At 58.3% G+C, this 20,038-nt stretch carries 23 protein-coding genes; 10 read left to right on the top strand and 13 right to left on the bottom strand.

All coding sequences use genetic code 11. The features are described from left to right. Positions 1 to 124: 124 nt before the first annotated feature. Complete coding sequence (locus tag NGM99_RS10455) at positions 125 to 325, top strand: hypothetical protein (RefSeq protein WP_252818648.1); 201 nt, start codon at positions 125 to 127, stop codon at positions 323 to 325. 632 nt (positions 326 to 957) lie between these two features. Here the strand turns inward: NGM99_RS10455 and NGM99_RS10460 are convergent. Further along, complete coding sequence (locus NGM99_RS10460) at positions 958 to 1,395, bottom strand: Lrp/AsnC family transcriptional regulator (RefSeq protein WP_252819184.1); 438 nt, start codon at positions 1,393 to 1,395, stop codon at positions 958 to 960. Between the two features lie 168 nt (positions 1,396 to 1,563). Here NGM99_RS10460 and NGM99_RS10465 point away from each other — a divergent pair, with 168 nt between their 5' ends. Continuing rightward, positions 1,564 to 2,484 carry a DMT family transporter gene (locus NGM99_RS10465; RefSeq protein ID WP_252818650.1) on the top strand — a complete coding sequence of 307 codons (921 nt, stop codon included), beginning with the start codon at positions 1,564 to 1,566 and terminating at the stop codon, positions 2,482 to 2,484. Between the two features lie 447 nt (positions 2,485 to 2,931). Here the strand turns inward: NGM99_RS10465 and NGM99_RS10470 are convergent, their stop codons facing one another. Further along, the gene (locus NGM99_RS10470; protein ID WP_252818652.1) at positions 2,932 to 3,312 is read right to left on the bottom strand and encodes a winged helix-turn-helix transcriptional regulator; all 381 of its coding nucleotides are present in this window, start codon (positions 3,310 to 3,312) and stop codon (positions 2,932 to 2,934) included. Positions 3,313 to 3,408: 96 nt separating this feature from the next. Between NGM99_RS10470 and NGM99_RS10475 the strand changes: the two genes are divergently transcribed. Both NGM99_RS10475 and NGM99_RS10480 read left to right on the top strand, forming a co-directional pair. After that, on the top strand, positions 3,409 to 4,473 hold the full coding sequence (locus NGM99_RS10475) for an SDR family oxidoreductase (protein ID WP_252818654.1): 1,065 nt from the start codon (positions 3,409 to 3,411) through the stop codon (positions 4,471 to 4,473). Positions 4,474 to 5,033: 560 nt separating this feature from the next. Beyond that, positions 5,034 to 5,711 (top strand): peroxiredoxin-like family protein, encoded by a 678-nt coding sequence (locus NGM99_RS10480; RefSeq protein ID WP_252818656.1) that lies wholly within the window; start codon positions 5,034 to 5,036, stop codon positions 5,709 to 5,711. A gap of 64 nt (positions 5,712 to 5,775) precedes the next feature. On the opposite strand, the gene NGM99_RS10485 is transcribed toward NGM99_RS10480, so the two are convergent. Further along, the gene (locus NGM99_RS10485) at positions 5,776 to 6,684 is read right to left on the bottom strand and encodes a LysR family transcriptional regulator (protein WP_252818659.1); all 909 of its coding nucleotides are present in this window, start codon (positions 6,682 to 6,684) and stop codon (positions 5,776 to 5,778) included. 96 nt (positions 6,685 to 6,780) lie between these two features. Then, on the bottom strand, positions 6,781 to 7,875 hold the full coding sequence (locus NGM99_RS10490) for an alpha/beta hydrolase family protein (protein WP_252818661.1): 1,095 nt from the start codon (positions 7,873 to 7,875) through the stop codon (positions 6,781 to 6,783). Positions 7,876 to 8,008: 133 nt separating this feature from the next. Here NGM99_RS10490 and NGM99_RS10495 point away from each other — a divergent pair, with 133 nt between their 5' ends. Both NGM99_RS10495 and NGM99_RS10500 read left to right on the top strand, forming a co-directional pair. After that, complete coding sequence (locus NGM99_RS10495) at positions 8,009 to 8,911, top strand: LysR family transcriptional regulator (RefSeq protein WP_353937401.1); 903 nt, start codon at positions 8,009 to 8,011, stop codon at positions 8,909 to 8,911. Between the two features lie 461 nt (positions 8,912 to 9,372). Beyond that, a complete protein-coding gene (locus NGM99_RS10500) occupies positions 9,373 to 9,819 on the top strand; it encodes a DUF983 domain-containing protein (RefSeq protein ID WP_252818664.1) in 447 nt (148 codons plus the stop codon). A 54-nt stretch (positions 9,820 to 9,873) separates the two neighbouring features. On the opposite strand, the gene NGM99_RS10505 is transcribed toward NGM99_RS10500, so the two are convergent. The 9 genes from NGM99_RS10505 to NGM99_RS10545 form a co-directional block, all read right to left on the bottom strand. Then, positions 9,874 to 10,260, bottom strand: a complete 387-nt coding sequence (locus NGM99_RS10505; protein WP_252818667.1) for a c-type cytochrome — start codon at positions 10,258 to 10,260, stop codon at positions 9,874 to 9,876. 10 nt (positions 10,261 to 10,270) lie between these two features. Continuing rightward, positions 10,271 to 11,200, bottom strand: a complete 930-nt coding sequence (locus NGM99_RS10510) for a cytochrome c oxidase assembly protein (RefSeq protein WP_252818669.1) — start codon at positions 11,198 to 11,200, stop codon at positions 10,271 to 10,273. Continuing rightward, a complete protein-coding gene (locus NGM99_RS10515) occupies positions 11,188 to 11,520 on the bottom strand; it encodes a hypothetical protein (protein WP_252818688.1) in 333 nt (110 codons plus the stop codon). The genes NGM99_RS10510 and NGM99_RS10515 overlap by 13 nt, the downstream gene beginning before the upstream one ends. A 3-nt stretch (positions 11,521 to 11,523) precedes the next feature. Further along, positions 11,524 to 12,141, bottom strand: coding sequence for a cytochrome c oxidase subunit 3 (locus NGM99_RS10520; protein WP_252818690.1), 618 nt, complete (start codon positions 12,139 to 12,141; stop codon positions 11,524 to 11,526). Beyond that, positions 12,141 to 14,054 carry a cbb3-type cytochrome c oxidase subunit I gene (locus NGM99_RS10525; RefSeq protein WP_252818692.1) on the bottom strand — a complete coding sequence of 638 codons (1,914 nt, stop codon included), beginning with the start codon at positions 14,052 to 14,054 and terminating at the stop codon, positions 12,141 to 12,143. The genes NGM99_RS10520 and NGM99_RS10525 overlap by 1 nt, the downstream gene beginning before the upstream one ends. Further along, entirely contained in the window at positions 14,051 to 15,076 is a 1,026-nt protein-coding gene (gene coxB / locus NGM99_RS10530; RefSeq protein ID WP_353937402.1) for a cytochrome c oxidase subunit II, read from the bottom strand. Before coxB ends, NGM99_RS10525 begins: the two co-directional genes overlap by 4 nt. Beyond that, the gene (locus tag NGM99_RS10535) at positions 15,073 to 15,531 is read right to left on the bottom strand and encodes a c-type cytochrome (protein ID WP_252818696.1); all 459 of its coding nucleotides are present in this window, start codon (positions 15,529 to 15,531) and stop codon (positions 15,073 to 15,075) included. Before NGM99_RS10535 ends, coxB begins: the two co-directional genes overlap by 4 nt. Positions 15,532 to 15,953: 422 nt before the next feature. Continuing rightward, entirely contained in the window at positions 15,954 to 16,445 is a 492-nt protein-coding gene (locus NGM99_RS10540) for a YciE/YciF ferroxidase family protein (RefSeq protein ID WP_252818698.1), read from the bottom strand. Positions 16,446 to 16,656: 211 nt separating this feature from the next. Next, on the bottom strand, positions 16,657 to 17,220 hold the full coding sequence (locus NGM99_RS10545; protein ID WP_252818700.1) for a DUF4142 domain-containing protein: 564 nt from the start codon (positions 17,218 to 17,220) through the stop codon (positions 16,657 to 16,659). Positions 17,221 to 17,464: 244 nt separating this feature from the next. Here NGM99_RS10545 and NGM99_RS10550 point away from each other — a divergent pair, with 244 nt between their 5' ends. From NGM99_RS10550 to NGM99_RS10560, 4 genes are all read left to right on the top strand, one after another. Further along, positions 17,465 to 17,809, top strand: a complete 345-nt coding sequence (locus tag NGM99_RS10550) for an SPW repeat domain-containing protein (RefSeq protein ID WP_252818702.1) — start codon at positions 17,465 to 17,467, stop codon at positions 17,807 to 17,809. 84 nt (positions 17,810 to 17,893) lie between these two features. Beyond that, positions 17,894 to 18,202: a hypothetical protein gene (locus NGM99_RS10555; protein ID WP_252818704.1), complete on the top strand. Its 309-nt coding sequence runs from the start codon at positions 17,894 to 17,896 to the stop codon at positions 18,200 to 18,202. A 149-nt stretch (positions 18,203 to 18,351) separates the two neighbouring features. Beyond that, entirely contained in the window at positions 18,352 to 18,474 is a 123-nt protein-coding gene (locus tag NGM99_RS21600; RefSeq protein ID WP_289852434.1) for a hypothetical protein, read from the top strand. A 492-nt stretch (positions 18,475 to 18,966) separates the two neighbouring features. After that, positions 18,967 to 20,034 (top strand): M20/M25/M40 family metallo-hydrolase, encoded by a 1,068-nt coding sequence (locus tag NGM99_RS10560; protein WP_252818706.1) that lies wholly within the window; start codon positions 18,967 to 18,969, stop codon positions 20,032 to 20,034. Positions 20,035 to 20,038 lie beyond the last annotated feature (4 nt).

Below are 20,038 nucleotides of genomic sequence, written 5' to 3' on the forward strand. Positions count from 1 at the left end.
TCATCCTGGCGTTTCTATCATTCGTCGTTGTTGCTTTCTTCTTTGTATCCGTATGGGGGTTTTCCCGCGTCGGTGCGATTAGGAACAGCGCTGACGCCGAAGCCTCCGAAACGGAGGCTAACTGATGCCCCTCTTGCCCCGGCTTGATAAGTGGAACAACGGCACGCCGGAACTGGAAGCCAAACGACGTCCTTATGTGACCGTCGCGCTGCTGTTGAAGATCGGTCTCTGCGTGGTAGCCGGCTGGGTAGCTTACCACCAGTTTTCCAGAGTGGCCTTCGATGCTCCGTCCACCCATTCGAATGTGCCGGCAGTCATCCACTAGGCTTACGCGGCTCTCGTCGCTGGTTACAGACCGAAGCGAGGATTTCCACATAATTGGCCCAGCGGCTTTCCGCGGTATTCGCGAGTAGCATTCATCTGCAACAGTATAGCCAGCGCAGCATGCAAATTTGTGCTTTGCACCAATCGCTATCGGCTTAGACTCTGTGCGTCGGCCATCTTTTCCTCCCAGGTGAGTTGCCGATAACTAATGCGGTGTATCCTCCTCCTGCGCCGTATCCCCAGTAGAAGCCCGCTGAACCTCCTCCACAGCGGGCTTTTCTTTTCCACGTTGTTGGGTGGCATCCTCAATGCGGCAGTTCAGTTCATTAGTTCCACCCTGCTTCTTTATTCCTACCGACCCCAGCAATGACAGTTTTCGAGACATTTTTAAATCAGCCGGAGTGGCTGGAATGAGGCGCAGAGTGGAACGGCAGGAACTGGGCCGAAAGCGGACTGTCCGATTTCAGACGACCGTCGAGCGAATGCTGACGTTCGTCTAACGATCCTTTCCAAGACGTTCGTCCTTCCCTCACTCCACTCCGATATGAGGCTCGCTGTTCGAGACCATTTGAATATCACATAGCAGCCCTGATCCTAATGATGCCTGCTCTGAAACCGCTTCTGAGGCGCGCTTCAGTCTAGTGGCAGCATGCGGCGTCGTACTGGTTGTGACTTTACGATTGCCGTATGCGTTTCCGCCTTGTCGGCGATACGATCCAAGATCTCATCGAGCTGATCAATGCTACGCAAGTGCATCCGCGCGAAGAAGCAGTCCTCGCCTGTGACCTTGTCGCATTCGACCACCTGCGGAATTTCCTCAATCAGCCGTTGCACGGCGTGCAGCTTGCCCGGTAGCGGGCGGATGCGGACCATAGCTTGAAGCGTGTAGCCAAGCGCCTGAGGGTCAATGTCCAGCGAGAAGGTTCGGAGAATGCCGCGCTCCTCAAGACGCTTTAGCCGCTCTGAGGTGCTGGGCGACGACAGGCCGGCGCGCATGGCCAGTTCCTTCAAGGACAAACGTGCGTCGTCAGCGAGCGCACGGAGAATGCGGCGGTCATTCTCGTCGAGCAGAGCAGTCATGATGAGGCAACACTCCCGTTTTACCTGAGATTAACAGGGCGAGGCAGCGCTACGCCTCATATCTCATATAGAACACCTGCACCTGTCCCGGCACAATAGCAGCGCAACCTCAACGGACACCCTCCAATGGTCGAAACGCGAACGCAGGGCATCGCTGAGATGACGGCGGCCATGGTCATTTCCGGCACCATCGGACTTGTTGTCGTCTTGTCCAAGCAACCGCTTGTGAATGTCGTCTTCTGGCGGTGCGCCGTCGGGGCGGCCACTCTTCTCCTCGTCTGCGCTACGCTTGGCTTGCTCAAGGGTAGGGTCATTACGTGGGGAAAGGCAGGGCTTGCAGCGCTCGGCGGGGTCGCCATCGTGTCAAACTGGCTGTTTCTATTCGCAGCCTACCCGCTGGCCTCGATCTCGATTGCGACTGCCGCCTACAATACGCAGCCATTCATGCTGGTGGCGCTGGGCGCCCTTGTCGTCGGCGAGCGGCCGAGCCTGGCGAAGGTCCTTTGGCTCGTTGTTGCCTTTGCCGGTATGCTCGCCATCGTGGAGGGGCGCCCAAACGCTGGAGGCGAAACCGGCGGCTACCTGGTGGGCGTGGCCTACGCGCTCTGCGCCGCTTTTCTCTATGCGCTCGCGGCGATCGTTGCCAAGGCGCTCAAAGACGTGCCACCCCACCTTATCGCGCTGATCCAAGTTTCGGTTGGCATTCTAATGCTCGCGCCTTTCGCGGACTTCTCGGCTCTGCCTGTTGATCCAACGGGCTGGCTGTGGCTGCTCATGCTCGGCATCGTCCACACTGGCCTGATGTATGTCCTCCTCTATGGCGCCATCCAGAAGCTACCGACGAGCCTGACGGGCGCCTTGTCTTTTATCTATCCGATCGTCGCGCTCATGGTCGACTTTGTCGCCTTCGGGCAGCGTCTCGGGCTCGTCCAGAGCCTCGGCGTCGGCGCCATACTCCTTGCCGCTGCGGGATCGACGCTGGGTTGGAAAGTCTTCGTAGGCGATCGGTCGATGCGTACTCGAGCCACTGCGGAGATCGATCCTCGAAGCCCTCCCACCGCCGCTAGGCAGGAGACTTGATGGGAGGTGCGGGACGGTGCCGGCCCGGCTGTTCCGAACGCCTAGCCGCGTTGACGGGAGAGCCCAGGCCCAAATTGCAGACGTTCGTGTTCAAGCAGCTTCCCCGGCCTAATTCTTTGACCTGTGACTGGCCTGTCTGGCGTTCGGCGCGGTCCACGCAAGGTCAGCCTCATGGAGGCTCAGGTAACTATCCATCCGGTAGAAGCTGCTTCACCCGCTCGTGCACCACGTCAGCACTGAACGGCTTGCGAAGAAAGATGGCGCCCTCGGGGATATCGCCCGGTCCCGGATCGGCTAAGCCTGACGCAATGAGTATGCCGATATGCGGACATTCCTCTGCGCACTTGCGCGCTGGGTCGAACCCATCGCGAGGCCCCACCATCTGAACAGTTCCTACCGCATGATGGCCAGTCAAGTTGCAGACGAGTTGGACCGCGCGAGGTACGCTCAGTTCCGACGCGAGGATGGCCGGGCACCCATCTGGTCGAGTGCATCGGCGTTTCGCCGACCCCAGGCATAAAGCATTTCGACGGGCTCAACGAAGCGTTGTCCCAGTTCGCTCAGGTGATACTCCACCGCTGGCGGCATGGTGCTTTGAACATGCCGCGTCAAAAGTCCGCTCGCCTCCAGTTCACGCAGCGTTTGCGTCAGCATTTTCTTGGAGATGCCGGGCAGGCTGCGCAGAAGCACTCCCGTTCTCGCCGTGCCGCCATGGCGGACATGAAGCGTGTGCAGGATCATGCTCGTCCATTTCGTCGCAAACAGTTCGAGGACCCGGCGCGGCCCGCAGTCCTCACGCCACTCCTCGTCAGGCGTGCCCTGTTGCATTGAAAGGCTCCTTCTCCTGCCGGGTCACCAAATGGTGCCTTCTGGACGTTGCATGCCTTCGTGCCTAGCTCGCGTTCTGTCGAGAAGGAACAACCTATGTCAAAAACAGCCTTGGTGGTGGGTGCAAGCGGCATCGTCGGCAGCGCAACGGCTACGCTTCTGCTGGAGAACGGATGGACTGTCTACGGGCTTGCGCGTCGCCCGCTTGCGCAGGACGGCGTTGAGCCGATCGCCGCAGACCTCCAGGATGCACAAGCTACGACAATCGCTCTGCAGAGACTGAAGCCCGACGCCGTCTTCATCACCACTTGGCTTCGTCAGGATTCGGAGGCCGAGAATATCCGCGTCAATGCCGCCATGGTCAGGAACCTGCTCGATGGCCTGAGGTCGTCTGCGACACCGGCGCGCCATGTCGCGCTGGTCACAGGCCTCAAGCATTACCTCGGGCCGTTCGAAGCCTATGGCAAGGGTATTTTGCCCCAGACGCCCTTTCGCGAAGCCCAGGGCCGCCTCGATGTGGCAAACTTCTACTATGCGCAAGAGGACGAAGTGTTCGCGGCTGCGAAGCGCGATGGCTTCCGCTGGAGCGTTCACCGCCCGCACACCGTGATCGGCAAGGCGGTGGGCAATGCCATGAACATGGGCACGACGCTTGCCGTTTATGCCACGCTTTGCCGAGAAATGGGCCGACCATTCCGCTTTCCCGGCTCGTACGCACAGTGGAACGGGCTGACGGACATGACGGACGCGCGGCAGCTGGCACGCCAGCTTCTCTGGGCCGCGACCACGCCCGAGGCGACAAACGAGGACTTCAACATCGTCAATGGGGATGTCTTCCGCTGGAAATGGATGTGGGCACAAATCGCCGAATGGTTCGAGCTTGAACCCGCACCCTTCGACGGCACGATTCAGCCTCTCGAAGAACAGATGAAAGATGACGCGCCTGTCTGGCGGAAGATTGCCGAGCGCGACGGCCTTGCCGAGCCGGACCTGTCGCGCCTAGCCTCGCCCTGGCACACCGATGCAGATCTCGGGCGGCCGATCGAAGTCGTCACCGACATGAGCAAGAGCCGGCGTCTCGGCTTCACCGCCTACCAACCGACGGACGATGCGTTCTTCGATCTTTTCGCGCGCCTTCGCACCGATCGCCTGATCCCGTGAGGAGGACGCAAATGACAGATAGTTTTGACCGCGCCGACAACGAACACCGTGCGCCCTTGAGGGCAGTGTCTGGGATCAGCTCAAGACTTTCGATCGTATCAACTATGATATCGCTGGTGACCTAAGCCGGCTGGTCATCCTGCACGACATGCAGCGCTGGCCCGACTTACCGGTGTTCGAAGAAATCGACGGGTTCCGGATTCTGAAGGCATCCTAAACTCAAAATATCGCCCTCTCACGCCTCGGCAGCAGTGGCGATTGGGCCGAGAACGGATTGTCTATCTACAAGCGCCCGATCATTTAAAGCTGCCGTCTGCTCCGGACTCCTTCCCCGCCGTAGACAATATCGGAAACAGCACTCGGCCCATCGGGCAGACTAGGTGCTGGACGCTCCTGCCGAATGGCACGTTGCGACTAGTTCGTCATCGGCGCAGAGGACACTCTCGCGCCCACTTCAGCATGCCTCTGCGGAATAGTTTGTATGAGCTTTCAACCCGTTTCCTTAGTGCTGGTCAGCTGCGTATCTCGTCGGCATCGAAACCCGAACGAGGACGAATGGCATGAAACTGCAGGACAAGCTCGACACGATCAAGGATGCCTTTGAGAATGGCCGGTTCCCCCTACGCCCGACTACTGAGCAACTCGCAATCATGGCGCGTGCCACGAAGTCACTGATCGAAAGCGGCCAAGCAGACCGAGCTTTGAAGGCTGGCGACAGAGCTCCTACTTTCGAACTTAAGGACGCTGACGGCGAGACGATCTCTTCGCGCGATCTTCTAGCCTTGGGACCACTGGTTCTGACCTTCTATCGCGGTGTCTGGTGCCCATTCTGCAACGAGGACCTAAAAGCCCTCGAAGCCGAGCGACTTGCGATCGAGGCACGTGGCGCGAGGCTCGTTGCTGTCTCCCCGCAAAGCCAAGCCAACAGCCGCAAGTCAAAGCGCGGCAACGAACTCAGCTTCCCAATTCTAAGCGATACCAACTCGGATCTTGCCGGCGCGTTCGGTATCCGCTTCACGCTGCCAGACGACCTCATCGAAGTCTACAAGAGCTTCGGCAACGAGCTACCACGCATCAACGACAACCCGGACTGGGTACTGCCGATGCCGGCGCGCTACGTGATTGGCACAGACGGCACTATCGCCTTCGCAGAAATCAATCCCGACTATACAAAGCGTCCCGAACCTTCGGAACTCCTACCAGTGCTTGACGGTCTGGGCGTTGGAAAGGTCGCGTAGACCGGTCAGGCTCTGCGACGGCCCGACGGCCGTCGCAGAGCCCTTCAACGGGTAGGCAATCACTTCACCGTTCCAGTCGCAGTTCCGGCTCGCGCGCACAGATTTCCGCAAGGAAGTCCACGAAGAGGCGAACGCGAGACGGCATGCGGCGGCCGGATGCTGACAACGCGTGGATGGGAGAAGGTGGGGGCGCGTATTGAGAGAGAAGCTCGATCACATCTCCATCCGCCAGGGCGTCGGCGAAAATCCAGCTTCCGCTGTGCGCGACTCCAAGGCCAGCCATCACAGCGCCGCGCAAGTGCTCAGCGTCGTTGGTGCGAAAAAAGCCAGCAGAATCGACCATCAGTTCGCAATCCGGCGAGTTGAATTGCCAACCAATGGCTTCGCCATGGAAGACGTAGGCAATCTTCTCGTGCCCGACAAGGTCGGCAGGCCTCTCCGGTCGGCCACGCTCGCGTACGTATTCGGCGGATGCGACCGTCATCATCCTCATCGTGCCAATACGCCGAGCAGTCAGAGAGGAATCGGCCAGCTGCCCGATGCGGATTGCAACATCCATGCCTTGACCTATCAAATCTACTTGAGAGCCCGAGACACTTATCTCGATCATTACTTCAGGATAGCGGGCCCGGAACTCGCCGAGCTTTGGAACAACGAACATACGTGCGAATGCGGGCGATGAGGTGATACGTACGAGGCCGGACGGGGCGATCTGTCCGCTCGTCACGCGCTCCTCCGCTGCCGTGAAGGCGTCCAGAAGCTGACGCACGGAATCGTAATAGTCTAGTCCCGCGGGGGTCACCCTTAAAGCTCGCGAAGTGCGGGTAAGAAGCTGCACCCCGAGTCGCGCTTCGATAGCCGCCACCGTCTTGCTGACATATGGTTGACCGATGCCGAGATCGCGGGCTGCCTTCGAAAAGCTGCCGCTCTCGACGACACGGACGAACGCTCGAAGCGCATCGACGCGGTCCATGCGACTATCCGAACTGCGGATAGAAGTGATGTCCAGAACACGTCCAGACTAACCTAGTCCGGCACGACACACACCAGAGCGGCCCACGTGGAGCCACTATCGGCTCCCCTTATCGACGTGCTGGCTTACCCACTTCACCAGGATATCGGCGACCTTAAGATTGTTCTTGTCTTGCATGAACATGTGGCTATTCCCCCTAAGCTTGGTCTCCGGAAGTGAGATGAATGTCATATCGCCACCTGCAGCCTTGATCTGACCCATTTGCCTAAGGCAAGCTGCGTCGGGCTGTTCGCCAAGACGATCGCCGACCATCACCAGGATCGGAACCTTTGCCAAGATCTCTACCTGCTCCTTGGCCAAATTGGAGAAGCAACCGGTCTCAAGCTGAATAATGCCCCTGATGCCGCCCTTCTGCTTCAGAACAGCCTGGGTCGGGAAACCTGCCGATTGAGAATGACCAACTAGAACGGCGCCGCCAAGGTCATGCGCGAGTGCAGCAACGTTATTGACAGTCGGGTTGCTCGTTTCCGGCGAGACCAGTTCGCCAAGCAGGCTCGGCACCTGCGTCTCGATCATGTCCGGGATGACCTGCTTGTAGAACTCTTCGACATGATCCAGTGGAAACTGCACATCGGGCCAACCTTCACCAAGTTTTGGGCCGAAGCGGAACACTTTCCAGGCCATCTCGGAGATGCCGAGGAATACCCGAGGCTGCTCGCCGGGGGGTATGGTCCCGTCACGAACCTGATTGAAGACCGTCCCGTTGAACCCCGAGCGTGCACGACCTGTCTGCTCTGCAAGATATGTCGGGAAGCCCTGACGGGTGAAGTACTCGTACCATCCCATACGACCGTCGGGTGTGGTCTCCCACTGTTTCGAAGACAGGAGCCCACCGTGCATGAAAACGATAGGCGTATGGGATGGGTTCGGTGGCGACTGGAACTGAACGTACATCTGATCGACCAAGACTCGGCCGGCTTCGAATGGCTCCCCGAAAACATCCTTCAACTCGCCCCAACCGGCGTTCTTTGTCTCGACAGCCCTGCCGCCGACGAAGAAGCTGCCTTGGCTCTGAAGAACAAGAGGCTCGGCCGAAGGTTTGAGATCGGACAGGGCCTGCGCAGAAGCGTTCACTGGGATTGAGGCCAGCACGACGAATGCTGCGCTTCTCAGTAAAGGCAATATGCTCATGATGTCTCCCTGCGATGACGTGATACAGCTTATGTTCGATGACCGAGCGGTGTGCATTCGCACCGATTGACAAGTGATGGCTGTATGGCCGTCACGAGATTCCGCGTAAACTCGCCATCTCCGCATAAGGGCTGTGAGATTACGCACCATAGATCACTGGGACGAAGTTCGCATGTTCCTAGCTGTCGCTGAGGGCGGCACGGTGCGTGCAGCGGCCGACGCGCTCGCCGTCAATCACGCGACGATCATTCGCGGCATTGGACGTTTGGAGGAAAGGCTCAATACCAAGCTCTTCGACAAGCTGCCGTCCGGCTACAGGTTGACCGATGCAGGGGCCGACATCGTAGAACTGGCCAAGCAGATGGCTATGGCGTCATCTGGGATCGAGGCCAGGATCTTCGGGCGCGATCAGAGCGTATCCGGCCCGCTGCGGCTCACGCTGCCTGTGTCGTTCGCGACGGACCTGTTGATGCCGAGCCTTGCAGCGTTCAGGACTATGTACCCCGACATCGCTTTGGAAGTGATCGGGTCGACGTCACTAGCCAACTTGAGCAGCCGGGAAGCGGATGTCGCGCTTCGCGTGGTCGTTGGCGCTCGGACCCCACCAGAGAACCTTTATGGCACCAAGCTCGGCGCCTTCCATACGGGGTACTATGTCCATCGAGATCTCCTGACGGACCGTGCGCCTCCCGCCGCGTGGTTGCTAGGTGTCAACGAGACCGTGCCATCGTCTTGGCAGCCGGGAGGTGGAATCAGGATAGCCGCCGCGCCGATTCGGTTTGCGGAAATGCGATCACAGTTTGAAGCCGCTCGCACGGGAATGGGAATCTCGCTCCTACCGTGCTTTCTGGGCGACGCCGATCCCCTGCTCGTGCGTGTGCCGGACGCTCCAGTCATACACACGGGTGACATATGGTTGCTAACGCATGGCGACACGCGACAAACAAAACGCGTGCGGCTCCTATGTGACCATATCCGTGGGGCCATACGGCGGCACTCTGAACGACTGGCCGGAAGGCCCGAGAAATGGCCTTGAACTCGCCTGATCGTTTGCGAGAACTGTGTCGCCCCTTCCGACCCTCTGATGCATTCGACCAGCACACCCAAAGATCGCTGGGTGGATTTGGCAATCGCCATCCTTGTAGCCGGATGGCAGCTTGGCGCAAAACGGAATGGCACGTTCTAGTCCGGAAGCGAACCGTCCGGTTTTGGGCAAAATCGATGGAAAGCTGCCCTTCTGAGGTCCGCTGTCGCAATGCGGCGGGCCACGTTTGTTGCGTTGCCATCTACACGAGCAGTTCCTCCCACACGTGGCGATGCTTGCTGACGACCTCACTCAAACGCTTGGTGACCAGTTCCAGCCACTTGACCGCCTCTTCGTCACTCTCGCGGTCTTGATCCACGAACGAGTGGTTGGGCAATTTGGCAACTGAACACGGCCTAGCCGGTTGCCTTACTGATCATGGCTCAAGCAAGCTGAAGGCAGATGGTTCAACAATGGAACAGAAGCCAATAGAGCCGACCACAAATCCCGTCCTTACCGGCATTCTCGGCCGATGCCCGCAGTGTCAGCGCGGTCATCTGTTCAAAGGCCTGATCAAACTCGCGCCCAGTTGCGAAGTGTGCGGACTCGATTATTCATTTGCAGATCCAGCAGATGGCCCCGCTTTCTTCTCCATGTCGATTGTGGCCGTCCCGGCGCTCGCATTCGCGCTTTGGTTTCAGTTCACTTTCGATCCGCCGCTGTGGGCACATCTGCTTGTGACATTGCCGCTCACCATCGGATTGTGCGTAGCACTGCTCCGCCCACTCAAGGGATGGCTAGTGTGCTCCCAATATTACCACAAGGCAGAAGAAGGCAGTATCGACCACGAATGGCATGCCGAAGCTTTGCGGAAATTCAATGAGGCCAAAGAGCGAGGCGAGGATGGCCGTGAAAGGTAACAATCCGCATTTTTGCAACTGGCGCGCAACTAGCCTATTGAATCAGATCATCCGTCACTGGAGCGTATAGAGATAGGCGGCCATGTTTCGCGCCTCCCCTTCTGTTACACCCTGATCCGGCATTCCATTCCCAGGACTGACTTTCTGTGGCTCTCGGAGCCAGAAGACGAGATTATTAGGCTGATTGGAAAGAAGGCCCGCGATTTCGGCGCGTCCTGCAAACCCTTCCAGTGACGGACCGACCTTTCCGTTCGCTTTTGCAATGCCGGGAATTTCATGACAGCTGCCGCAGCCATAGTGGGACATCAGAGCTTGCGCCGCTTCTGCGTGACCACCAGTCGCCTGCTCGGCAGCAACCCGCGTTCTTTTTTCTGTTTGAATATAAAATAGAGACAGCGAGACCGTCCCGGCCAAGAAGGCGACAGTGAAAAGAATAAGCATGAATCTGACGCTAGACGGCATCGTGGGTGCCTTGTGTTGAAGCCGTCGAACTCAGCAGATGGCGCATTAAAACAAGTGCTGCGCCCACATGGATGAGGCCACCTGGCACCCACATAACGAGGCCAGCAAGTTGCTGATCTTCCATCGCGGTCAAGCCGAAAGGCGGAGGGCCGAGTTTTAGATAGGCCGCATACCAGGGACTTTGAGCGAAAGCCATCAAGGCTCCGAGCGCGCCTCCAACCAACGAGGTGACTACGAGGCAGAGGACCGCCAACATCTTGGCAGCCGTATCTCCGGCATGAGTGCCGCGCCACCTAAGCATTGCATTCCAAAACATCACGGCGGTCAGGATGAAGCTGAGGTGTTGCACGATATGCCAAGCATCGCTTTGCAGCGCTTGGTTGAAGAGTGTGGGCGCATGCCACAGCCAGAGCGCAGCAGCCTGAAGCACCGTTGCGCCGATCGGGCTAGACAGGATCCGCCACCAATCCGATCGACTTAGCATCGCTCCTGCTCGTCCCAAAAGCCGTCGACCTCGGGGCGGAAAGCTCCACAACATAACAGGCAAAGGCTCCGCCATCACAAGAAGAGGCGTCGCCGCCAGCATCAAGATCTCATGCTCGATCATATGCACGAGAAAGGAGCGCTCGCCTGCCGCGTGGATCGGCGAAATCAGTGCGACGGCAAGCAGCCCCAAGCCCGTTCCAAATGTCACGGCGCGACGCTGTAAAACCGGCACACCACGCGCTGAACGAGATCTCAGCCGCCACCAACCTCGCGCAAAGACAAGAAGGAGCAGTGCAAGCGGGCCCGTGATCCAAATGTCCCATGTCCAGGGAAAGCTCTCGGGTAAATGAATGTGGCTGCCATGGGCAAGTGCCGGCACCGTTGCCAATGAAAAGGGAAAAGCGACAAGTAGATGCCTGCTCAATTGACACATGGCGGCACGATGAGCGTGGCAACGGTTTGAAAAAGGATCGCGAGAGAAAATACTCCGCAGCCCAAAAGCGCTACTTTTCCGAGCCAGCGATTCAATTCCTTCTGTTGAGCTCGGCCCAATCGAATGGAGCGCTGGGCAATGATAGCCCCAATAAGACAGGCAAAAAACGCGCCGGCTCCCCAGAGAGGACCGAGCCACGATCCAACTGCGACGCAAGCTGAACTTACCGATATCGCCAGCCCATACTCAAAGCTTATCCAGGCAAGTGGCGGCATCAGTAGAGCGATGGCGAGCGTGGTTCTGGCGGAAAAGTTGACCATCCTTCAGCTCAGTCTCGGCATCCAGTAGACCAAGCCATAAATGGGCAGCCAGAACAGAACCACGAAGGTCCAGTAATTGGCGGTATCCTCCACATCCGAGAACTGGTTGTCACCCACCTCATGCGTAAAGAGCCACAGCGCCTGAACGGCTGTTTCCCCCAGTTCGGTGAACACATGTGTGGTGTGCAGTACCATCAGCAGCCAAACCATCGATCCATAGCCATCGGCGCTCCATCGAACATTCAGATGTCCGAACTCAAGCAGGCGTATGACTGTGAGCCCGACGCCGATGACGGTCATCAAAAGTATGCCGATCCGCACCGCTTGTTCCTTCTTGGCACGCGCTTGGCGCAGCAGCCAAAGGTTGGGGATCTCGCTTAGCAACAGTCCAAGCGTGAAGACGCCGCTCCATCCGAGATCGGGCAGCGCGTCGCCCGCCGGCGGCCATGCGCTACTGTGACTCAGGACGTAAAGATAGGCTGCGATCGCAAGTGCAAAGCCGGTTCCCTCAATCAGCATGAATCCGAGATTGCCCCACCACACCAGGTGGCGCGCGCCGTTGGCATGGTCGGGAAGGTCGGCAAGAGAACCGACGACGGAAACTTCCTTCTGTGTCGCCATTACACGCGCACCCGCAAAGGACCGGTTTTGCTGCGCGGACGCTGCGGCCAGAACCATGCCGTGAGCGCCCCAGCGATCGGCAGAGATCCCCAAACGACGGCCCAGGGTGTGAAAATGCTGCCGATGAACATGATGCTGACTGCAATGGCTGCCAGGAGTGGCCATATCGAGGGTTGCGCGCTCTTCTGGCGATATTCGGGATGTGCTTCCGCCAGCGAACTGACCAGCACTTCACGCCTACTGACGCCGACACCATCGAGCATCCTGAGAGGGTCTTCGCTCCACAGGGGCGCGATGCTGTTCACCACCGGCGTATAATCGAAATTATGCTGCGGTGGCGGGGAGGACGCGGCCCATTCCAGCGTCGAGCCGCCCCAAGGGTCAGGCCCAGCGGGCGCGCCACGCCAGAGGCTGAGAAATGCATTGGCGACGAAGATCAGCCCACCCAGAACGGCAATTGCCGAGCCCAGCGTGGCGACCATATTCAGTGTACTCCAGCCGAGCGACGGATCGTAGGTATAAACACGGCGCGGCATGCCCATCAGTCCGAGAATGTGCATCGGAAAGAAGCCGAGATTGAAGCCACCGACGATCAGTAGAAAGCTCGCCCACCCCCAGCGTTCAGACATCATCCGCCCAGTAGCTTTGGGATACCAGTAGCAGAACGCGCCAAGCAGCGGAAAAATCGCGCCGCCCACCAAGACATAGTGAAAATGGGCAACCACGAAATAGGTGTCGGTTAGCTGCAGATCGAGTGGGGCCGAAGCGGTCATGACCCCGGACAGACCACCCATCACGAAGGTGATGATGAAGCCTATCACCCACAGAAATGGTGTGTAGAACTGCGGTCGTCCGCTCCAGATGGTCGCGATCCAGCAGAAAACTTGGATGCCCGCCGGAAGGGCGATGGCCAGGCTGGCTGCAGTAAAGAAAGAATTGCCGAGCTTGGGCAGCCCCACCGCGAACATGTGATGCACCCACAGGCCAAAGGCGAGCACACCAATAGCTACCACCGACAGAACCATGGCCGTGTGGCCAACGATCGTCCTGCGCGAGAATGTTTCTACGATTGCAGTGATGAAGCCGACTGCTGGGATGAATATCATATAGACTTCAGGATGTCCGAAGAACCAGAACAGGTGCTGGAAGAGCAGGATGTCCCCGCCCTGTGTCGGGGCAAAGAAGACCGTTGAAACCAGCCGATCGGATATCAGCATGCTTGTTACCAACATCACCGCCGGCATGGCGAATATGGTCATCAGCGAAGCAACCAACATCGCCCAGAGAAAAAGCGGCATTCGCGCAAGCGTCATGCCGGGCGGACGCATCTTCAGTATCGTCGCCACCATGTTAACCGATGCTGCAAGTGCGGCGACCTCGGTGAAGGTAATCATCTGCGCCCAGATGTCGGCGCGGTGCCCGGGCGAATACGCGGATCCTGAGAGTGGTGGGTATTCAAACCAGCCGAGATCGGGCGTGATGTCGAGCGCATGCGACACCCAGAGCGTCATGACGCCACCGACATAGAGCCAGAAGCTGAAAGCAGCCAGCCTCGGAAAGGCCAAGGCGCGCTGTCCCAGCATCAGGGGCACGAGCCATATCCCCATGGCCTCCATCACAGGCACGGAAACCAGAAACAGCATGGTCGAGCCATGGAGTGAGAAGGCCTCGTTATAGCCTTGTGGCCCGAGCACCTTCAGTTCCGGGAAGGAAAGCTGAAGACGCATGTGGAGCGCCAGCATGCCGGCTGCGAACAGTAGGACAACGGTGGTTAGAATATAGCGCGCAGCGATCCGCTTATGGTCCACCGTGGTTAGGAAGCCCCAAATGCCGGGGGCGTCAGCCCATGTCTGGGCAAGACGAGCGTGCCGTTCCGACGTCTTGGGCTCATTTGATTGAAGTGCAAAAGTCATTGCCGCTGCTCGAGATAATGAGCGATGGCGTTCAAATCGGCTGGCTCAAGAGGAATGAACGGCATGAGCGTTCCGGGCTTCACAGCTTGGGGTTGGGCGATCCATCCTTGAAGGGCGCCACGGCTCATCGGAAGTGAACCGGCGGCAAGCGAATGGCGCGAGGCAATATGTGTGAGATCTGGTCCCGCTCTGCCTTGGGCAGCAGTGCCCCGGATCGTATGGCAGAGCCCACATGTGCCCGTCTCAATGAGCGCTAAGCCCCGGCTCGCAACAGCGTCGCCGGTTGGAGGATGAGCCGTTTCTTTTTGGCGTGCGATCCATGCCGCAAATTCCCCAGCCGTATCGACTTTCACGTCGAGCGCCATGTGAGCGTGCTGGAGCCCGCAATATTCGGCGCACTGGCCGCGAAACCAGCCAGTCTTGCGGGGTGTGAGATCGAGCGAATTATTGCGCCCCGGAACAACATCCGTCTTGCCCGCAAGGTTAGGGACCCAGAAACTGTGGATCACATCGCCTGAAACGAGCTGAATGCGTGTGGTCCGATCAATCGGCAGATGCAATTCGTTGGCCGTTTCGATCCAACTTGTGCCTCCCGGTTCGCGATAAGCGATGCGCCACCACCATTGATGACCATTAACCCTCACATCAAGAACCTCGGCATCCTGCATCCGGGCAAGACCACGATCGGCGAGAAAGCTGCCCAGCACCAGAACACTGAGCGCTGCGATGATAAACCCGCTCCAAACGACGAGCACATGGCGAAGCCCTTTATCAGGAGGGGCCACAACCGTGTTGGGCGCAACAGAAGCGCGCCGCTTTCGCACGAGGCTCAACACGAGAAACCCAAGCACCAGAACGTAGATGGTGCCGCAAACCATGCTCATGAGTAAAAGCAGGTCGTACAAATTCGCGGCCTGCTGCCCGGCAGGAAACAACGGGGACTGGGTGCTGGAGCATCCGCAAAGAAGAGGGAGCGGCAGAAGCACGGCAGGCCATACAGCCCTCGAGACCATCCGTCTCATGGCGATAACCGTGGCTCGCGAACCTGGTCGAACCCCTCCCGGCGCCTTTTTTCCACGCCGATGTTTTTCAGGTTTCGCACATAGGCCGTGAGCTGCCAAAGTTGCTCCTCGGGGATATGCGCGTCATACCGAGGGATAGACGATACATGGCCGTCTGCAATGAATGCATGGATCTCATGGAAACCGCTGCCATGCTGCCAGTTCTCGTCCATGAGATCCATGGCGCCGCTTGCATTGGGACCGTGGCAAACTTCGCAGCCGTACCACAGCGCGTAGCGCCCACCTTGCGAGATCTGATAGGCGTTCTCTTCATATTGGGAAATGCGAGGATCGTTGGGTCCGTTTGGAGCACTAAGCGGGTGCCGCACCTCCACTGGCCGCACTTCACCTTCGCAGCCAATCAACGGCAAAAATACAACGCTGAGGATCGCGCCTCTTATGACGAGCCGAAGCAAGTTAGACTGCCGGCAGAACCAAGCATGCTTCAATTGCAGACACCGAAGGTGAAAGTGTTTCTGCGACTGGCTGTTTTACGAACGATCAGTCGTTTACTGCTTCCATCCGTCTGCATAGGCTGAGGACTTTCTGACCTGAACTGTTGAGAAGACTAGATACAGCCTTGCTGCGGGCTGCGAAACGAGGGGCCATAGGCATATCTCGGAGAGATACACCTAGCGAAGCGACCAGTTTCCGCCCAGTTCGCGAATTTTGAAATACCTTAAGTTATAGATATAGGTGTGGACGAATGATTGGGCTTATTTGGACGAAAACGCATATTCCTGCCCATTGGAATTAACCTGAAATCCGTGACCAACCAGATGGATCGCGGGCTTCAAAGGGTGCTACGGCTTGTTGCGCTCTTTGGCGAAGTTCAGCCTCAGGCCGCCTTCTGGTTGACGGCCGTGTCGGCGAGCTTGGTCATGTCGGCATCGGTCTGCTTTTCCTCGGCCAGGTTCTGGTCGATCAGCTTGGCCGCATCCTGCAGGCCGAGCGTCTCGGCCCAGCGCTTGAGCGTGCCGTAGCGCGTGATCTCGTAATGCTCCACGGCCTGCGTCGAGGAGATGATGCCCGCATCGAGTGCTGCCGTGTCCTTGTACTCGTCGAGGATTTCCTCGCCTTCCGCCACGATCCCCTCGATCGCCTCGCAGGTCTTGCCCTGGGCGCGCTTGCCGAAGATCTCGAACACTTCCTGCAGGCGCTCGATCTGGCCTTCGGTCTGGTCGCGATGCTTTTCGATCGCAGCCTTCAATTCCGGCGACTGCGCGGCCTTGGCCATTTTCGGCAGGGTCTTCAGAATCTTGCGCTCGGCATAATAGATGTCCTTGAGCGTGTCGTAGAACAGATCCTCAAGCGTCTTCTCTTTTGCCATGTGCCGTCTCCTTTGAATGCTAGAATGGAAGCCGCTTTAAATGGAAATCTGAGTGGGTTGTTCCAACGCCTGCTTGACCAATCAAAAAGCCCCCGACTAGGCCGAAACCTAGTCCGAGGGCTTATACGTACCGAGCTTGCCTTCACGGGAACGCACGCGAACTGTATCGCGACATTTAGAGGCGAGCTTTTAAATTTGATTGTGAAATAGCTCAGCCTGCTTTGGACTGCAGCATGGTCAGGTGGTCGATGTGTTCCTTGATCTGACCGCGTGCGAGCTTGGTGACGGAAAGATGCTCACGGTTCTGACCGACCTTGAGGTAATCTTCCTGGATTGCCAGAAGCTTTTTGTGGCCATCGAGCTGTGCCGTGACATAGGCCTTGTCGAATGCCGCGCCGCTTGCCGCATTGAGATCGGCCAAAGCCTTTTTGCCCGCCTCATCGAGCATCGCCTCGACTTCCGCTTCGCTTGGCGGATGCAGTGCGCCCTCTGCCTTCATGTCAGCCGATTCCATCGATTTCAGAATGTCGGCAATGGTTTCCTGCTCGGCCACTTCCCAGTTCGCAAACGCCTTGACCATGGCGTCGCTTGCCTTCTCGACCGCAACGCGGCTGGTGGCGAGCGAAAGGCCGCCCACCATTTTGGTCTCCATGGCATGCTTCTTTTCCGCTTCGCCCATCGGCATGGCCGACTGTGCAAGCGCGCGCGTTGCCATCAGGGCAGCAGGCGCGGCGGATGCCACGGCAAGGGTGGTGATCATTCGGCGACGGTTCACGGCATTGTCTCCAGGCATTGAGCCCATTGCTCAACGATTACCGGCGCAATCCCGGCTTGACGCCTCCGTTCCACAGTCTCATTCGTTTCCTTGCGCGCACAATCTCTTTTCCCCTTTGGCGAGCGGACCTGTTCCTCTTCGGTTTGGCGTCATCGATGTTCCGCTGTGCTGGCCCCTATCCATCAAACTGACGGAACGAGTTCACACGACCGCGCTTCACCCAGGGCGTGCCTCGGAGCCAACCATGATCTCAACCAAGATCCACGGCGTTATCGATTATCTTGTGGCCATCGTGCTGATCGCAGCACCCTTCGTGCTGGGCTTCGCGGATGGCGGTCCGGCCCAGTACTCAGCGATCGGCCTCGGCATCTTCGTGATCGTTTACAGCCTGTTCACGAATTACGAACTCGGTGCCATCGGCATCTTCAGGTTCCGAACGCATCTGATTCTGGACGGGCTGTTTGCCCTGGCCTTGATCGCGTCGCCCTGGCTTCTCAGTTTCAGCAACTTGATTTGGTGGCCGCACGTGGTTTTCGGATTGGCGGCTCTCCTTGTGATCGCCTTGAGTGGTCGAAAGGATTACGCCTGAATGACCCCTTCAAGGATTGAGGGGCAAGGCATTCGTACTGTCCAGAAGCTTTAATTTCAGCGTCCGCCAAACTGGAGTCGTCCCATGAACGTCGCAAATCTGCAGCTCGAAGGCCTGATGATGGCTGTGGCGTCCTTGAACCAGGTGCTCGTCCAGAAGGGCGTGGCTACAGTGGCCGAGATCGACACCGCGCTGCACAAGGCGGAAGCGTCGCTGACAAGCGAAGATCATCTGGCGGAAGACATGAAGCCCGTGCAGCGCGACGCGGTCGTCTTCCCGATCCGTCTGCTGCGTCTTGCGAACAACTCGCAGGACAGCAGTGATGTCATCCCGTTCAGCGAGCTCGCTCGCATGGTTGGCGAGACAAAGCATCCCTATAATGACGAGATGTGAGGCTGAGGTGGATCAGGTCAGACGCTTCCGAACCGCAGTTTTCAGCCTTCCCGGGACCGGGCGCTTCCACCTTCCCTGATGCCCGCCTCCCCAAATCCGGAACATCGCGTCACTTACCGCAATCGCGTCACGAACAGGACCATCATGCCATGAATGCCAAAGCCATTGCACTTCTCATCGTTGTCGTCCTGGTGTTCGGGTTCGCGACCTATCGCTATCTCGCCGACACCAATGAAGCTGGTCCGGTGCCTCAACAGTCGGTGCAGGAGTAGTATGCCACCCAACTGGTATGGGGGCGTGGCGCGAGGTCTGTTAGCCATTCAGGGAGGCGCCGGGTTTGCCCTGAGGTCGCGCTGTCAGCCGCCGGGCAAGAACACTTCCTGCGGAACCGGCCCTCGCAGTCACTGTTCGCTCCATTCATAAAGGAGCGCGACATGCGAGTCACACTTGCGATCCCTGCCTTCATTCTCTTCTGCGGTCTGGCCCTGCTCTCGGTCGGATGCCAGACGCAGGAACCCGACCGAACCATTCAACCACAGGACCAGTACGCACGAGATCCGACATGATCGCACTAGGCTCAGTGCTCTGCACGTGTTCCTTGTCGAAGCCCAACAGGCTAGTGTCCATTCAAGCCAATTGAAGGGCTGATATTTTTACGCAGGTCTGAACCATACTAACCTTCGTTATTGTGAGCATGCGGCGCTGCGCCAAGAAGTGGCACGTGTCGATGATCACAGTTACCTCCCTGTAGCGAAGTGCCTTCCATGAACGAAGCTTCACTCGATCTTCTGAAGTCCCTGGTTCACACGCCCTCGCCGAGTGGTTTCGAGGGCGAGGTTGCCAAATTGTATCGCGACCACGCGCAACGCTTTGCCCATCGTGTCACCACGGATGTGATGGGCAACGTGACGGCGGTCATCAATCCCGATGCGCCGCTGCGCTTCATGTATGCCGGTCATATGGATGAGATCGGCTTCATCGTTCACTACATTGATGCCGACGGCTTTCTCTTCTTTTCCACGATCGGGGGTACGGATGTCGCAACCGAGATTGGCCAGCGTGTTTGGGTTCATGGCTTCGAGCGCGTGGAAGGCGTGATCGGCCGCAAGGCGATCCAGACCTTCAACGCTTCCGACACTTCGCAGACGCCGACGCTCAAGGATCTCTGGATCGACATCGGTGCCACCTCGCGCGAGGAGGCCGAACGCGTCGTCAAAATCGGTAGCTCGGTCACGCTTCAAACGGACTTTGCGACCCTGCTCGGCAGTCAAGTTGTCGGTCGCGCCTTCGACAACAAGGTGGGTCTCTTCATTGCAGCCGAAGTCCTCCGCAATCTCGCAGATGAGGGTGGGATCGATAAAGATGTCGGCATCCATCTTCTCGGTACCGTGCAAGAGGAAATCGGATCGCGGGGTGCGCAGACTGCTGCCTTCAACCTTGCGCCCCATGTGGCGCTTGCCGTGGATATGGGCGTTGCCATGGATTACCCCCGCGCCCGGCCCGAAGATCAAGGCAGGCTCGACCTCGGCAAGGGGCCGGCTCTTTGGCAAGGGCCCAACACTAACCCAGTCGTGTTTGAGCTTTTAAGGCAAGCTGCGGACAAGGAGGCAATCCCTTTTCAGCTCATGGCGGACGGCAGCACGAGCCCCACTGATGCGCGCCTGCTGCAGGCCAGTCGCGGAGGGGTCGCAACCGGCGTCATCTCCGTGCCACTGCGCTACATGCACACACCCTCCGAGGTGATGTGCCTCGACGACGTTGAAGCGACGGTCAGGCTGGTCTGCGCCTTTTGTCGTCAGTTGAAGCCCGATACGAATTTTATCCCTTGGTAGCGAA

It is taken from the genome of Mesorhizobium liriopis, assembly GCF_024053505.1.
Lineage (GTDB): Bacteria > Pseudomonadota > Alphaproteobacteria > Rhizobiales > Rhizobiaceae > Mesorhizobium_B > Mesorhizobium_B liriopis.